At 57.4% G+C, this 15,213-nt stretch carries 13 protein-coding genes and 1 tRNA gene; 7 read left to right on the top strand and 7 right to left on the bottom strand.

The window, feature by feature from the left end; translation table 11 throughout:
* Positions 1-6 precede the first annotated feature (6 nt).
* From WFM49_RS11185 to WFM49_RS11170, 4 genes are all read right to left on the bottom strand, one after another.
* Positions 7-83, bottom strand: a tRNA-Gln gene (locus tag WFM49_RS11185).
* A gap of 5 nt (positions 84-88) precedes the next feature.
* The gene (gene ispE / locus WFM49_RS11180; protein ID WP_336973235.1) at positions 89-1,027 is read right to left on the bottom strand and encodes a 4-(cytidine 5'-diphospho)-2-C-methyl-D-erythritol kinase; all 939 of its coding nucleotides are present in this window, start codon (positions 1,025-1,027) and stop codon (positions 89-91) included.
* 21 nt (positions 1,028-1,048) lie between these two features.
* Complete coding sequence (locus WFM49_RS11175) at positions 1,049-1,639, bottom strand: outer membrane lipoprotein LolB (RefSeq protein WP_128831687.1); 591 nt, start codon at positions 1,637-1,639, stop codon at positions 1,049-1,051.
* A gap of 2 nt (positions 1,640-1,641) precedes the next feature.
* Positions 1,642-3,387: a tetratricopeptide repeat protein gene (locus WFM49_RS11170; RefSeq protein WP_230940630.1), complete on the bottom strand. Its 1,746-nt coding sequence runs from the start codon at positions 3,385-3,387 to the stop codon at positions 1,642-1,644.
* A gap of 122 nt (positions 3,388-3,509) precedes the next feature.
* Between WFM49_RS11170 and mutM the strand changes: the two genes are divergently transcribed.
* The 6 genes from mutM to fahA all read left to right on the top strand — a co-directional run bounded on the left by mutM (position 3,510) and on the right by fahA (position 9,995).
* Entirely contained in the window at positions 3,510-4,337 is an 828-nt protein-coding gene (gene mutM / locus WFM49_RS11165; protein ID WP_009461089.1) for a bifunctional DNA-formamidopyrimidine glycosylase/DNA-(apurinic or apyrimidinic site) lyase, read from the top strand.
* 164 nt (positions 4,338-4,501) lie between these two features.
* Complete coding sequence (locus tag WFM49_RS11160) at positions 4,502-5,458, top strand: MBL fold metallo-hydrolase (RefSeq protein ID WP_009461090.1); 957 nt, start codon at positions 4,502-4,504, stop codon at positions 5,456-5,458.
* 24 nt (positions 5,459-5,482) lie between these two features.
* Positions 5,483-7,156, top strand: a complete 1,674-nt coding sequence (locus WFM49_RS11155; RefSeq protein ID WP_336973231.1) for an FAD-dependent oxidoreductase — start codon at positions 5,483-5,485, stop codon at positions 7,154-7,156.
* The gene (locus WFM49_RS11150) at positions 7,144-7,353 is read left to right on the top strand and encodes a DUF2783 domain-containing protein (protein WP_009461092.1); all 210 of its coding nucleotides are present in this window, start codon (positions 7,144-7,146) and stop codon (positions 7,351-7,353) included. The genes WFM49_RS11155 and WFM49_RS11150 overlap by 13 nt, the downstream gene beginning before the upstream one ends.
* 15 nt (positions 7,354-7,368) lie before the next feature.
* Complete coding sequence (gene hmgA / locus WFM49_RS11145; protein WP_026485049.1) at positions 7,369-8,673, top strand: homogentisate 1,2-dioxygenase; 1,305 nt, start codon at positions 7,369-7,371, stop codon at positions 8,671-8,673.
* The gene (gene fahA / locus WFM49_RS11140) at positions 8,670-9,995 is read left to right on the top strand and encodes a fumarylacetoacetase (protein WP_009461093.1); all 1,326 of its coding nucleotides are present in this window, start codon (positions 8,670-8,672) and stop codon (positions 9,993-9,995) included. Before hmgA ends, fahA begins: the two co-directional genes overlap by 4 nt.
* A gap of 171 nt (positions 9,996-10,166) precedes the next feature.
* Here fahA and WFM49_RS11135 read toward each other — a convergent pair whose 3' ends face one another.
* Positions 10,167-10,853, bottom strand: coding sequence for a phosphatase PAP2 family protein (locus WFM49_RS11135; RefSeq protein ID WP_009461094.1), 687 nt, complete (start codon positions 10,851-10,853; stop codon positions 10,167-10,169).
* A 21-nt stretch (positions 10,854-10,874) separates the two neighbouring features.
* Positions 10,875-12,290, bottom strand: coding sequence for an FAD-binding oxidoreductase (locus WFM49_RS11130; RefSeq protein WP_009461095.1), 1,416 nt, complete (start codon positions 12,288-12,290; stop codon positions 10,875-10,877).
* A gap of 129 nt (positions 12,291-12,419) precedes the next feature.
* On the opposite strand from WFM49_RS11130, the gene WFM49_RS11125 reads away from it, so the two are divergent.
* Positions 12,420-13,808: a phosphomannomutase/phosphoglucomutase gene (locus WFM49_RS11125; RefSeq protein WP_336973226.1), complete on the top strand. Its 1,389-nt coding sequence runs from the start codon at positions 12,420-12,422 to the stop codon at positions 13,806-13,808.
* Between the two features lie 253 nt (positions 13,809-14,061).
* Here WFM49_RS11125 and WFM49_RS11120 read toward each other — a convergent pair whose 3' ends face one another.
* Entirely contained in the window at positions 14,062-15,177 is a 1,116-nt protein-coding gene (locus tag WFM49_RS11120; protein WP_336973310.1) for a glycosyltransferase family 4 protein, read from the bottom strand.
* Between the last annotated feature and the right edge of the window lie 36 nt (positions 15,178-15,213).

Genomic DNA, 15,213 nt, shown 5'->3' with positions numbered 1-15,213 from the left:
GAAAGGTGGCTGGGGAAGAAGGATTCGAACCTTCGCATGCTGGAATCAAAATCCAGTGCCTTAACCAGCTTGGCGATTCCCCAAATACTTACTTAATCCAGTCGCGTAGCGGATGATCTTGCAAACCTGAACAAACCCAAGTTTGTTCGACCAGCAATTTACCACTATTTGATTCTTCGCTACCAGAAAAATCTATTTTACTGCTATTTTGGTCAATTTCAAACTGACCTGTCTTGGCGCTTTGTTCGTCTCTGCACTCAACAAACAAACAAGAACCTGAGCCCGTAATTCTAGCATTCAATTTTAATCTTTGCAAGCCCTGTTTTAAATTTTTTAAACCAGGATAAAGACTGAATGCTACTGACTCCAGATTGTTTCTGCCAAAATAAGGATTGTCGTCCTTGGCTTGCCAGAATTTTTCTTGCCAATCAGTAAAGAACGTCATTGTGATGGGTTTTTCATCACGTGTCAAGCATTTGGAGGTAAATATTTCCCCCGTGGATATAAATTGCGGCGGACGGATGATGATGTAGTGTCGTGGCGGCATTTGAATGGCCTGCAACTGCTCGCCTATCCCTTGCGCAAATGCGGCCTGTCCGAATATAAAAACCGGCACATCAGCACCCAGGGGCAGGCCAATATCCATCAAGGCCTGACGGCTCAGCCCCAGGTTCCACAAACGGTTCAAGGCAATCAAGGTCGTGGCCGCATCGCTGGAGCCACCGCCCATCCCCGCTCCCGAAGGGATGTTCTTGATACAAGAGATGTCTACGCCTTGCCGAGTGCCCGTCGCTTGTTGCAGGGCACGAGCCGCTTTGATCACCAGATCCTGCTCAGGCTCCACATCGCTCAAGGTACTGTGTGCCCGATGGATCTGCCCATCGCTACGTGGTACGAAGCTCAGGTAATCATTCAGGTCGACAAAACGAAAAGCAGTTTGCAAGAAATGGTAGCCGTCCTCACGACGACCCGTGACGTGCAAAAACAGATTGATCTTGGCCGGAGCCGGGACGTTGTAGAGCGCCATTACACAAACCTGCTCGGGGCTTTACTGATCCACGACCAAACGCACGCTGATGGAGCGATTGGCCTCATGACGATTCAATTGCAGCAGGCGCGGGCCTTGTTCGTCGTAACGCGAGAGCGTCACACGCCAGCCGGACTGCTCGAAACTGCTTAGCTTTTGCTGATCATCCCGGCGTTCGCTTTGAACCGGGGCACTACCCGTGCGGCCATGCAGCCAGTCACGCAAGCCTGCAACAGGAACAGGACTGCCCAAGACCTGTTCAACCAGGGCATCGGGATGGGAGGCCATTTCCTGACTACCGTCTGTGCGTTCCAGAATGGCGCGCCCCGGTAACACCCAGACTCGCGCCAAGGTATTACCCAAAGGATTGCTCAAATCCAGCATCAGCTTTTGGCCGTCGTCGCGCCAGGAAAAGCCACCCTGCACGGCTTCGACCTGCGAGCTGGAGTGAGTCACGCTCAGCGCAAAACGGCCTGAACGAGACAAGGCGCTTGCCTCTTGCAACGCATCCGTAACGCTGCCAAGGTCAGATTTGGGCGGTGTCGCACAAGCACTGAGCAAAGCAACCAGGACCAAAGCCCCTGCTCGGGTCCAAGCCCGCTGTTTCAAGATACTCACGGCAGCGGTACTCCCAGACGCTTGATGGTTTCTGTCAGTGTTCGGTTTTCGGGGTCTTTGCTCAAGCCAGCCCGAAAGACCAGCATGGCATCATCACGACGGCCTTTGACCCACAGTACTTCACCCAAGTGGGCGGCAACGTCCGCTTCAGGCAGGCGCTCGTAGGAACGCTGCAAGTATTCCAGCGCGGCTTGCAGATCGCCAACACGGAACAGATACCAGCCTACGCTATCCAGAATATAAGGATTGTCCGGCTCCAGTTCCATGGCGCGTTCCAGCAAATCCTGGGCCTCGTCCAGACGGCGATTCTGATCCGCATAGGTGTAGCCCAAAGCGTTATACGCATTGGCATGGTCCGGGCGCAGCTCAATAACACGACGCATCAAGGTTTCAAACTTGTCGTGCTTGGCGCGCTGCTCGTACAACATGGCCAGGTTGTATTTGATCTCGGCGCTATCAGGCAACTCACGGTCCGCCCGCTCCAGCACTTCCAGAGCCTGGTCCGTACGACCGCTGTCTTGGTAGATAGAGGAATACGTCAAAGCCACAACGACCTGCTCGCTCATGTCGCGTGGGCGAGAGTTCTCCAGGGTACGACGTGCTTGCGGCAGATTGCCTTGGCGGGCTTGCAGGACGGCTTTATGAATCTGGGCCTGGAAACGCAGCGCGGGCTCTTCAATCAAGTCCAGCTGGCGAATGGCTTCGTTCATATCGCCCTGAGCTTCAGCAATTTGCACCAAGGACAAGCGGGCTTCAGAAATACTGGCCAAAGCCGTGTTGACGGCGTCGTTCAAGGACTGGCGGCGCTGCTGCTGGACCGCAATGTATTGCTCCAGCAATTTACGGGCCTGGTCAAACTCCTGGGCACGAATATGAATTTCGGCCTGGGTGTAGAGCAGATCAAAATCTTCAGGATTGGCGCGTTGCAAGGCGCTGACGATGGATTGGGCTTCGTCGAACTGCTGGCGCTCTACCAGACGGTTGGCCAGCAGCAGTTGCAACTTGCGGCTATCCGGATTGGCTCGCACAAAGATACGTGCACTTTGCAAGGCAGCCGAAGGATCAATCTTGATACCGTATTCCAGCACGCGCTGCGCGGCGGCTTCGGAATGCGGGTCCAGCTTCAGGGCTTCCCGTGCTTCGCGCTCGGCCCGGCTCATGTCCCCGGCACTCCAGGCGGTATCCGCCAAGGCCAGACGGGCTATGGGCAAGGAGCGCACGGGTTGCTGCAAGGCCTTGTCCAGCACTTCCAGCGCCAAACGGCGATCCACCATCTTGCTGACCATGCTCATGGCTTGGACCACGGCCTGCTCTTTATCCTGGGCGCGAGAGATACGCAGCCACAAGGCATCGGCCAAGCCTTCGGTCTGACCGCTGGAGGCTTCCAGGGCCAGAGCCGTTGCTTTAGCTTCGGGATCATTCGGGGCCAGCAAGGCCCATTCTTTAGCGGCACGCAGCGCACGACCCAAATCACGGTCGGCCATGGCGTATTGAAAGGCGTTTTGAGCCAGGCGAGGATCGCTGGTGTCACGCGCCAAAGACAGGAAAGTCTGGCTGGCAACGTCGTATTCACCACGCGAAGCAGCCACTTCGGCAACCAGAATGCGATACAGAATGTCCGAAGTCAGGCTGACCAAAGGCAATTGCCCGCTGCGCAAACGAATCTTGTCAGCAGGCGGCTCCGCCTTGAGTATGGGAAGTGAGGGTTGGGCTTGCACCGAAACCGCTGCAAGCAACGACATCAGGCCCAGCTTTAGTGCTAAGGTCAGAGCATTCATCCAGAAAAACCCGTGCCCTGATACGCGCGACAAAACGCCCGATGGCACAATAAAGGAATCAGATTTGTTGATGGTATCACCCCCCCATGCCTGAACTGCCAGAAGTTGAAACAACTCGTCGCGGAATTGCGACGGTTATCCAGGGAAAAAATGTCCGACAATTCCTGGTTCACGAGCCCCGTCTGCGCTGGCCCGTGCCTGCCTCTTTGCCGCAATGGATTGAAGGCCAGGTCGTCCGGAATTGCACGCGTCGAGGCAAATACTTGTTGTTGCATTTTGAACAAGGTGTCCAGATCGTCCATTTAGGAATGTCCGGCTCCTTGCGTCGTGTGGATCTGGATGAAGAACGCCGCAAGCATGATCATGCGGAATGGATCTTTGATGAGGCCCGCTTCCTGCTGCACGACCCACGACGATTTGGTGCGATATTATGGCATGCCCATAGGGACGGCCCTCTGGAAAACCACCTTTTGCTACGTACTTTAGGCGTAGAACCTTTCGACCCCCTGTTCACCCCCGAGTATCTGCACCGACATCTGCAAGGGCGGCGCGTCGCCATCAAACAGGCCCTGCTGGGCGGCAAGATTGTGGTGGGAGTCGGCAATATCTACGCTTCCGAATCCTTGTTCCTGGCCGGTATTCACCCCGAACTGCCCGCCGGTGAAGTTTCCTTGCATCGTTGCGAAAAACTGCACTCGGCCATCTTGAGCACCTTGCAATCCGCCCTGGACTCCGGGGGCAGCACCTTGCGCGATTACGTCAATGCAAGTGGTGAACCGGGCGCTTACTTCGACATTCACGCCAATGTGTATGAGCGTGCCGGCAAACCCTGCCCACGCTGCCAACAGCCTATCAAACGGATAGTCCAAGGCCAACGCGCGACCTATTACTGCTCGCGCTGCCAGCGCCGCTAAACCCTCCCCCTTTTTTCTGACAGCGTCTGATGCCGGTTCCGGCAGGCAGGCGCTCGTCTGCTTTTTTTCCAACTAAGCCTACCCTATTCAGGTATTCACCTATATCTAACTGATTCACCATAAACTAATCTGACACCATCCCTATCGACTGTGGAGTCATTTTCATGAGCAAGTCCTTCGCCTCGCATAACGACCTGGAAGACAAAGTCGTTGCCTTTGAAAAACTGTCCGACAACGCCTACGCCTATACGGCTGAAGGTGATCCCAACACGGGCATCATCATTGGTGACGAGGCCATTATGGTGATCGACACCCAGGCCACGCCTGTCATGGCTGAAGACGTGATTCGCCGCATCCGCGAAGTCAGCGACAAACCCATCAAGTATGTCTTGCTGTCGCACTACCACGCCGTACGGGTGCTGGGTGCCTCGGCCTACAACGCCCAGGAAATCCTGGCCAGCCGCGACACCTACGACCTGATCGTGGAACGTGGCGAGCAAGACAAAGCCAGCGAAATCGGCCGTTTCCCCCGCCTGTTCCGCAACGCCGAATCCATTCCTCCCGGCCTGACCTGGCCCACCATGACCTTTGAAGGTCATATGACGGTGGACCTGGGCAATCTGGAAGTACACCTGATGCAAGTGGGTCGTGGCCACACCAAGGGCGACACCATCGCCTGGCTACCCAAGCAGAAAATACTGTTCGCCGGTGACCTGGTGGAATACCAATCCACCCCGTACGCAGGCGACTGCTACTTTCGCGAATGGCCCCGCACACTGGACCGTCTGGGAGACTTCAAAGCTGAACAAATGGTTCCTGGCCGTGGCCCGGCACTGAAAAACGCCACCGAAGTGCGTCAGGCCCTGGCCGGCACGCGCGCGTTTTTGACAGACCTGTACTCCAGCGTGCAGCAAGGCGCGGCAGCCGGTAAAGATCTGAAGACCATTTACCGCGAAACCTACGATTTCATGAAGCCTCGCTACGCAGACTGGGTCATTTTTGATCACTGCATGCCCTTTGACGTGTCCCGTGCCTACGACGAAGTCAACGGCCACGAAGACCCACGCATCTGGACCGCCGAACGCGATCTGGAGATGTGGAAACAACTCGAAGGTCAGTAAGACGCAAGGCCAGGGAGAAAGAAAATGGGAGACATTAATTACCAGACCCTGGAGCTGACGCAAGCGCCCCCACCGGCTACCCATGCCCGCCACCCCGTTGTGGTGGTGGGTGCCGGCCCGGTGGGGCTGACCATGGCCCTGGATCTGGCGGCCAAAGGCCACCGGGTCGTGATTCTGGACGACGACACCACGCTGTCCAAAGGGTCACGGGCCATTTGCTTTGCCAAACGCACCCTGGATATCTGGGATCGATTGGGCGTGGGCTCGCGCATGATGGACAAAGGCGTGTCCTGGAATGTGGGCAAGGTTTTTTTCCGCAATCAGGAAGTCTGGAGCTTCAATTTGCGGCCCGAAGAAGGCCACCAGCGCCCCGCCTTTATCAATTTGCAGCAGTATTACTGCGAAGGTTATCTCTACGAAGCAGTCTGCGCTCAGCCCCTGATCGAACTGCGTTCCGGCCATAAAGTGCTGAACGTGGTGAATCAGGCAGAAGGCGTGCATCTGGATATAGAAACCCAGCAAGGCAATTACACCCTGGAAGCAGAATGGCTGCTGGCCTGCGACGGCTCGCGCTCGGCCATTCGCCGTGCTTTGGGTGAAAGCAGCAGCGGACGCGTATTCAAGGACCGTTTCCTGATTGCAGACGTGCGCATGCAAGCCGACTTCCCCGCCGAGCGCTGGTTCTGGTTTGACCCGCCCTTCCACCCCAATCAATCTGTCTTGCTGCACAGCCAGCCGGACAACGTCTGGCGTATCGACTTCCAATTGGGCTGGGATGCCGACCCGGTTGAAGCCGTCAAACCAGAAAACGTGCTGCCCCGCATTCGTGCCCTCCTGGGTGCCGACGCCCCCTTTGAGCTGGAATGGGTCAGCATTTACACCTTTGCTTGCGAGCGCATGCAGCGCTTTCGCCATGGCCGTATTCTGTTTGCTGGAGACTCGGCCCACCGTGTCTCGCCTTTTGGCGCACGCGGCGCCAACAGCGGTATCCAGGACGCCGACAACCTGGCCTGGAAGCTGAATCTGGTTCTGAATGCCCAGGCTCCCGACAGCCTGCTGGACAGCTACAGCCATGAACGTGAATTGGCTGCAGACGAGAACATTCGCCATTCCAGCCGTTCAACAGATTTCATCACGCCTAAAAGCGAAGTCAGCCGCCTGTTCCGTGATGCGGCCCTGATTCTGGCGCGTCGCCACGCCTTTGCCCGTGTACTGGTCAATAGCGGCCGCCTGTCCTTGCCCAGCGTCTACCCAGACAGCCCCTTGAATACGGCTGACACACACGAGTTCTCCGCCACGGCCACACCGCTAGGAGCCTGCGTCCCCGATGCACCTATAGAACAAAACGGTCAGCAAGGCTGGTGGCTGGGTCAATTGGGCAGCGGCTTCACCCTGCTGGAATTTGGCGAAGGCCAGGCCAGCCAGTCTGAAGTGGTAGACGAACTGGTCGCCCAAGGTCTCTTGACCCGCCTGCGTGTCTGGCCTGCTGGCACCAGCGCTACCCAGGCCCAGAAAGAGATCATCGACAGCCAGGATATGCTGCGCCAGCGTTACGACGCCCAACCCGGTTCCTGCTATCTGATTCGCCCCGATCAACACCTGTGCGCCCGCTGGCGTCATCTGGATGGGCAAGCTGTCCAGGCAGCCTTGCACAAAGCCTGTGGCCATTTCCTGGAGAGTGCTTCATGTCTACACTGAATACCGATACCCCCCTGGAACGGGCTGACGATTTCTACCAAATGTTGATCGATGCCCACCAAGGCCTGAGCACAGCACAAAGTCATGCCATGAATGCCGCTTTGGTGCTGTTGCTGTGCAATCATGTCGGCTCGCTGGATGTGATCAAGCAAGCCTTGGACGCCGCCCGCCAGACCTGCCTGGAGCAGGCTGCCTGAATCTGGAGACCCCTAATGAGCTCTTTGAATTATCAGATTGGTTTTGGTAACGCTTTTGCCACCGAGGCTCTGCCCGGTGCGCTGCCACTGGGACGCAACTCGCCGCAGCGCTGCCCTTACGGGCTGTATGCCGAGCAGTTGTCCGGCACGGCCTTTACCGCGCCACGCGCCGATAACCGCCGCTCCTGGCTGTACCGCATTCGCCCCAGCGCCAAGCAAGGAGCATTTACGGCATTTGAAGGCGCTCCCCACTGGAACGAAGACTTCGGACAAGGCCCGGCCAACCCCAATCGCCTGCGCTGGAGCCCACTGAATCTGCCCGGCAAGCCGACCGATTTTCTGGCTGGTGTCCATACCTGGGCAGGCAATGGCAGCAGCGATTCGCAAAGCGGCGTTGCCATCCATCTGTACGCCATCAACCAGTCCATGGGTCGGCGCGTGTTCTACAACGCCGACGCCGAAATGATGTTCGTGCCTGAACAGGGCCGCCTGCGTCTGGTCAGCGAATTGGGCATCATGGAAATCGAGCCTTGCGAGATTGCCGTCATGCCGCGTGGCGTGCGCTTCAAGGTAGAGTTGCTGGACGATGTGGCCCGTGGTTACTTGCTGGAAAACTTCGGCGCCCCTCTGCGTTTGCCCGAACTGGGTCCGATCGGCTCTAACGGCCTGGCCAATGCCCGTGACTTCAAAACGCCGGTAGCCTGGTACGAAGATGTCAGCGAGCCGCATGAGCTGGTCACCAAATTCACAGGCGGCTTCTGGGTTGCGCAACTGACGCACTCGCCCTTGGACGTCGTGGCCTGGCATGGCACGCACGCCCCCTATAAATACGATTTACGTGACTTCAATGTGATCGGCTCGATCAGCTACGATCACCCCGATCCCTGCATTTTCAGCGTATTGACCTCGCCCTCCGACACACCCGGCACAGCCAACCTGGACTTTGCTATTTTCCCGCCACGCATTCTGGCCATGGAAAACACCTTCCGCCCCCCTTGGTTCCACCGTAACTTCGCCAGCGAATTCATGGGCCTGATCCAAGGTGTGTACGATGCCAAGGCCGATGGCTTTGCACCCGGCGGCTCCAGCCTGCACAATTGCATGAGCCCGCATGGCCCCGATGCCAACACCTTTGACAAAGCCAGCAGTGCGGACTTGAGCAAGGCAGACTATCTGCGCGGTACCATGGCCTTTATGTTCGAAACCCGCAAAGTCATCCGCCCCTCGCCACAGGCCTTGCAAAGCGGCAGCCTGCAAGCCAATTACGATGCCGTCTGGGACGGACTGGAAAAACACTTCTCTACGGAACAAAAGGCATGACCCGACCTTATCTGAATGACACTCACGACCCCAAGCTGCAAAGCTGGGTGCCCGGCGCCAACGAGGCCGATAACGGTTTCCCTATCCAGAACCTGCCCTTTGCCGTGGCCCGTCGCCGTGACAGTCAGGAAGACTTCCGCGTCATGGTGGCCATTGGCCCCTACGCGCTGGACCTGGGCCTGCTGGCCTGCGATACCCCCTGGCACGGCAAAGCCGCCGACGCCCTGGCCGCTTGCGTCAAACCTGCCCTGAACGGCCTGATGGCCTTGGGTCAGGAATACTGGAGCGCGCTGCGTGCCGCCTTGTCACATGACTTGCGCCAAGGCTCCTCAGCCGAGTCGCGCCTGCGCCCCATGCTGATCGAGCGCAGCAAGCTGGAATACGCCCTGCCCGCCCAAATTGGGGACTACACCGACTTCTATATTTCCGTGCACCACGCAACGGCAGTGGGTAAACAGTTCCGACCCGATGCGCCCTTGCTGCCCAACTACAAGTGGGTACCCATTGGCTACCACGGCCGTGCCTCCAGCATCGGTGTGTCTGGCCAGCAGTTTCCACGTCCCGTCGGCCAGACCCGCCCACCCGAGGGGCAGGAGCAGCCCAATTTTGGTCCTTGCCAGCGCCTGGATTTCGAGCTGGAAATGGGCATTCTGATTGGCAAAGGCAACGAAGCCGGTCGCCGTATCCCTATCGCTCAGGCAGACGAGCACGTTTTTGGCCTGTGCCTGTTCAATGACTGGTCGGCGCGCGATCTGCAAGCCTGGGAATACCAGCCTCTGGGCCCCTTCCTGGCCAAGAACTTTGCCTCGACGATCTCCCCCTGGGTAGTGACGCTGGAAGCCCTGGCTCCCTTCCGTCGCCCCTTCAGCCGCCCCGAGTCTGATCCCCAGCCTCTGCCTTATTTGCAGGATCAGACCAACCAGGAAAGTGGCGTTCTGGACGTGGAACTGGAGGTGTACCTGAGCACCGAGCAGTCTCGCCAGCAAAAGAAAGATCCGGCTCTGCTCTCGCGCAGCAACTTCAAGGAAGCGTATTGGACGGTGGCCCAACTGGTCGCCCATCACAGCGTCAACGGCTGCAATCTGCAAACTGGAGACCTGCTGGGCACCGGCACCTTGTCCGGCCCGGCCAAGGGTCAGGAAGGCTCCTTGCTGGAAATGAACCAGGGCGGCAAAAACCCCATCGACCTGCCTTGGGGCGAACAGCGTAAATTCCTGGAAGATCAGGACGAGATCATTTTGAAAGGCCTGTGCCGTCAAGATGGCTACCCGACCCTGTCTTTTGGTGAATGTGCCGGTCGAGTATTGCCTGCCGTGCCTTAAGTTCAAGGCACCAAAACCTGCGAAGGTCTGATTGGCAAGAGACGCTTGCTTGTGAACAACACCCCGCAGCCGCTACCTGGCTTCGGGGTGTTGTTACGTAAAACCTATAGAAACAGGCTCGCAAAAACAAAAAAGGGACTTGAATTCCCCTTTTGCAGATTCATAGAGCCACTAGGCAGGCAATTGCTTATGTCTGGCCCAAGACCAGAGGATATAAAACAGAACGCAGCCATACAGCCCCAGCACAGCGCCTGAAGCCAGCACCTGGCTAAGAAAATGGTAGCCCTGCATGATGCGTAGAAAGCCGAACAGCAAACCGGCGCTGATACCCAGCACAAAGCCCCCGGCGGCCAGTTTGCGGCAGCCTGTCATGACGCCCACAAAGAACAGGGACAGGAGCACAAAGCCGGATGCGGCATGAGCACTGGGCAAGGCATTGCCTGCCTCAGCCCAGGAATGCGCCCAGAAGTAGGTGGGCATGGATTCTATACCGCCAAACATGGCCAGATTAAAGGGTCTTGGCATGGCGGTCAGATGTTTCAGGACGCCTACCATTAACGGGCCACTACCCATGAAGAAAGCCGCCCCCGCCCAAGCCAGTTGGCGGCGGGAACCCTTGGGCTGCCGCCAGGCCACGATCGTCCATACCACTGCGCCGCCAAAAGGAACGAACCACACCAGCCTGCGCCCGAACAAATCGACAAAAGGCTGCAATCGCCAGGAAAAATCCTGGACTTGTGGGTCATAGAAATAGGCACTGAGTGACAGGTCCGTTGCTGAACCCATCGTCACTGCCGCAACGATTCCCAAAACAGTAAAAAAAACGGCACTGGCAACGATATAAGGACGAAAAAACATCTACACACCAAGTAGCTTCAATCAGTCGGGCAATACTTTACCGGGGTTCATGATCCCCAAAGGATCCAGCGCCGTCTTGATCTGCTTCATCAAGGCCAGGGAAACCGGGTCTTTATAACGGGGCAGCAGTTGGCGCTTGAGCTGGCCTACGCCATGTTCGGCACTGATGGAGCCATGGAAACGGTGCACGCTGTCATGGACCAGCGCATAGATCTCGTCCTGACGCTTCAGCAGCTCTTCCTCCGTGAAGGCCGTGCCGCGCGCGACGTTGTAGTGCAGGTTGCCATCACCCAAGTGCCCGAATGTCACGTTTTCCAGACCCGGGAAGGCTTCTTGCAAAGCCTTGTCCGTCTCGTGCACGAACTGGGACATCACAGACACAGGGATGGACACATCATGCTTGATGCTTTTCCCATAGGCTTTCTCTGCCAGTGGAATGCTTTCACGCAAATGCCAGAGCGCCTTGCTTTGTGCGATGGTCTCGGCGATAACGGCGTCTTGCACCAGATCTTGCTCCAGAGCCTGGCCGATCACGCTTTCAAAACGCTCGCGGGCATGCTCCAGGCTTTCGCTATCAGACAGCTCCAGCAAGGCATACCAGGCTGCTTTTTCAGCCGGGCCCTGGAAAGGCATACGTTGATCGGGATAGCAATGCAGCACGGCTTGCAGACAATTGCCTGCAATCAGCTCAAAGCCGGTCAAGGACGCCGCCAGCCCCTGGCGCGCCAATGCCAGCACCTGAACGGCATCTTCAATCGTATTCAATGCCAGCAAGGCGGTGCACGCTGCTACGGGCTGGGGATAGAGCTTGATGGTCGCGGCGGTGATGATACCCAGGGTGCCTTCGCTACCAATAAACAGGTTGCGCAGGTCGTAACCGGTATTGTCTTTGCGCAGCCCAAGCAGCCCATGCAAAATTTCACCTTGGGCAGTCACCACTTCCAATCCCAGGGTCAGGTCACGAGCATTGCCGTAACGCAAAACCTGTGTACCGCCTGCATTGGTGGCCAGATTGCCGCCAATCGTGCAACTGCCTTCTGCGGCCAGGCTCAAGGGGAACAGACGCTGATGATCACGGGCGGCCTGCTGCACATTTTGCAAAATGCAGCCTGCTTCCACCACCATGGTGTCGTTGTCGGTATCCACGCTGCGAATCTTGTTCAGGCGCTCCAAAGACAGCACCAGCGCAGTGGCGCTGTTGTCCGGCGTTGCGCCCCCGCACAAACCGGTATTGCCGCCTTGAGGGACAATAGGCACGCGGTGCTGCGCGCATAGACGCACAACCTGGGCCACTTCTTCCGTCGTTGCAGGCCGGGCCACCGCCAAGGCAGTACCGGTATAGCGTCCACGCCAATCCTCCAGGTACTGCTGCATGGATTGTCCTGTCAGCACATGTTGCTGACCAATACGCTGTTCAAGTTCGTTCAGAAAAGTCATGACCCAAGCCACTCAAGAAAAACAATCAGGCGCTCTTGCTGTCGCGCTACAGCTCTTAATGGTAACTCACGAAAGCCGGTGGCATTCGCGCTAAACTTCTTTCTTTGTGTATTCGTTCAGGACGTGACAGTGACCCACATTCCCGCTCTACCGACCGCTGTATTCAAAGCCTACGATATTCGGGGCACCGTTCCCGAGCAACTGAATCCCGACTTCGCCTACCAATTAGGTCTGGCCCTGGCGGCCTTGGCCCGTGAACAAAGCGTGCAAACCCTGGTAGTGGGTTACGACGGCCGCCACAGCAGCCCTGCTCTGTCTCGTGCCCTGCAACAAGGGATCCAGGCAGGCGGAATCAACACAGTCGATCTGGGTATGGTTCCTACTCCCGTCGTCTATTTTGCGGCCAATGTACTGGAAACCGGCTCGGGCGTAGCCATCACAGGTAGCCATAATCCGTCCAACTACAACGGCTTCAAGATGATGATGGCCGGCAAGACCTTGCACGGCCAGGATATCCAGGGCCTGATGAAACGCATGCAAGCCGGTATTGAGCCTGCGGCTCAAGCAGGTACCGGCGAGAAAAAGGACTTGCTGGACCAGTACGTCAGCACCATCACCGAACGTGTCAAACTGGCCCGTCCCATGAAAATCGCCCTGGACTGCGGCAACGGCGTGGGTGGCGTCGTGGCTGCTCGCCTGTTCAAGGCCCTGGGTTGCGAAGTGGACATGCTGTTTGAGGATGTAGACGGCAGCTTCCCCAACCACCATCCGGACCCGGCCGAGCCGCACAACCTGCAAGACCTGATCTCCCATGTTCAAAACACGGACTGCGAAGTGGGTCTGGCCTTTGACGGTGATGCTGACCGCCTGGGTGTGGTGACTCGAACGGGTCAGATCATCTGGCCTGATCGTCAGTTGATTCTGTACGCCCGCGATATTTTGCAGCGCGAACCTGGCTCCACGATTATTTTTGACGTGAAATGCAGCCGCCACGTCGCTCTGGAAATTGCCAAGGCCGGGGGTGAGCCCTTGATGTGGCAAACCGGCCATTCGCTGATCAAGGCCAAACTGGCCGAAACGGGTGCCCCTTTAGCGGGCGAAATGAGCGGCCACGTGTTCTTCAAGGAAGGCTGGTACGGCTTTGATGATGGCTTGTACACAGGCGCACGTCTGCTGGCGATTCTCTCGCGCGGTGACAACCCGACGGCAGAGTTGGAAGCCTTGCCGCAAGACCTGTCCACACCGGAACTGAAACTGCCGCTGGCCGAAGGTGAGCCTCATGCCTTGATCGCCCGCCTGCAAAAAGAAGGCCGTTTCCCCAGTTCCAATCAGCTCAACACGATTGATGGTGTACGTGCCGAGTACCCGGACGGCTTCGGTCTGGCTCGCGCCTCCAATACCACTCCAGTGATTGTGCTGCGTTTTGAGGCCCAGTCCCAAGAGGCGCTGGATCGGATCCAGGGAGAATTCCGGGCGGCACTGTTGGCTTTGAAGCCTGATGCTGCTTTGCCTTTCTAAGGCCGTGGAAGTGCACTCATACCCAGATCCCTGCTCGCTAGTCTCTAGCGCAGTATAAAAATGCCCCCACGCGGCAACTTTGGCTTGCTGTCCCCCAAGGGGGCACTTTTTACCGGGACGACTAGCCTTGGGGCAGCCCAGCGATAAAAAAAGAGCTGCACTGCCTCTGAAACCTTGGATTCAACCCCAAGTCACAGCAAGCAGTTCAGCCCGTTTCTTTATGCCTTGGCCCAGGGCCAAGGCAGTCAAAGCCTTAACGGCTCAAATACTGATACAGATCCAGATGAGCCTCGCTAATACGGCCTATATCAAAAGCCTCTTCAGCCAGACGGCGGCTTTCCGCCCCCATGGCTCGCCGCTTGGCCGTATCTTCACCCAAGTCCATCACAGCCGCCGCCAATGCCTGCGCATTACGCACTGGCACCAGCACACCGGTCACGCCAGGTTCGATGGCATCACGGCAACCGGGTACATCCGTTGTAACCACCGCGCGCCCGCAGGCTGCGGCTTCTACCAAGGACTTAGGCAGGCCCTCACGGTAGGACGGCAGCACGGCAATGTGTGATTGAGCGTAAAGCTGCGCAATATCGCTACGTTCGCCCAGACACTCCACCACGCCCTGCTTTTGCCAGCTCTGCCACTCCTGATCGCTGATACTGGCCGGATTACCGGGGTCGGGACTGCCAGCCAGTACCCATTTAACCGGGCTACCTTGAGCAGCGCTGATGCGTGCAGCTTCAACAAACTCACGCACACCTTTATCTACCAGCAGGCGCGATACCATCAGGGCAACGGGCGGGCCTTCGGGCTCCGGCAAAGCCTGAAACTGATTCAAGTCCACGCCTGAGCCACGAATCAGGACGCACTGATCGCGTTTGACAACACGGTCTTCCAGCAAGACATCACGGTCATTGCTGTTCTGGAAAATCACGCGGCTATTCGGATGTCCCAAGGCAATGCGGTAAAGCTGCAGGGCAATCCAGCGCACCGGATCAAAGGACTTGTCGCGCTTGGTAAATACATAGCCCAGCCCGGATACAGCGGCCAGAAAACCAGGCACACCGGCCAGTCGCGCTGCAATCCCGCCATACAGAACCGGCTTGATGGTGACCGCATGCACCAGCTCCGGACGCTCACGGCGAAACAAGCGCCATAGAGCCCAAATGGTGTGCAGCTCTTGCAATGGGTTGGTCCCGCTGCGTGTCATGGGCAAAGCATGGTGATGCAGGCCGTGACGCTCGATCTCGGCAACCGCCGGGCCGTCCATGGTGGCGACATGCACGTCATAACCCTCACGTTGAGCGGCTTGCGCCAAAGGCAAACGATGTGACAGGAAAAAAGCGGGGTTATTGACCACGAACATCAGCATGCTCGTTTTCTTGCTGGTTTCGTCCGTCAAGGCTCT

Origin of the sequence: Alcaligenes sp. PF14 (genome assembly GCF_037150615.1) — a bacterium.
GTDB lineage: Bacteria > Pseudomonadota > Gammaproteobacteria > Burkholderiales > Burkholderiaceae_B > Alcaligenes > Alcaligenes phenolicus.
Note: the sequence above shows the minus strand (reverse complement) of the source record. Positions and strands in the feature narration are given on the sequence as shown.